This window comes from Exiguobacterium sp. s149, from assembly GCF_018618395.1.
Taxonomy (GTDB): Bacteria; Bacillota; Bacilli; order Exiguobacteriales; family Exiguobacteriaceae; genus Exiguobacterium; species Exiguobacterium chiriqhucha.
This window is the reverse complement of record NZ_JACSLZ010000027.1, coordinates 1-382: the sequence shown is the minus strand read 5'-3', so window position 1 is coordinate 382 and position 382 is coordinate 1. Positions and strand designations below refer to the sequence as shown.

1 protein-coding gene is annotated in these 382 nt (G+C 53.1%); it reads left to right on the top strand.

Features of this window, described 5'->3' with window-relative positions; translation table 11 throughout:
- Positions 1–38 precede the first annotated feature (38 nt).
- Positions 39–382: disulfide oxidoreductase (locus tag KNP81_RS15175; RefSeq protein ID WP_214720509.1), on the top strand; the 344-nt coding region annotated here is incomplete at its 3' end.

Sequence of the window (382 nt, the reverse complement as noted above, 5' to 3'; positions counted from 1 at the left end):
TACGAGACGATTGAGCGATTGATTGAGCAAGGCACGCCATGAAGCATTCATTCTTGACCCGTTATGGTCTGTATCTCGCTTGGCTCGTCGCCCTCACGGCGACGCTCGGCAGTCTTTATTTCAGCGAGATTCGCGAGTTCGTGCCATGTGAGCTCTGCTGGATTCAACGCATCTTTATGTATCCGCTCGTCATCTTGCTCGGGGTCGCCGTGTTCACGGACGACCGGGCGGTGAAGAAGTATGTATTGCCGCTCTCCATCCTCGGAGGTCTGGTTTCACTGTACCATTATTTGGTTCAAAAAGTACCCGGTTTCGCCGATATCAAGCCGTGCGTGCAAGGCGTACCGTGCAACGTGCAATACATCAACTGGTTCGGGTTCGT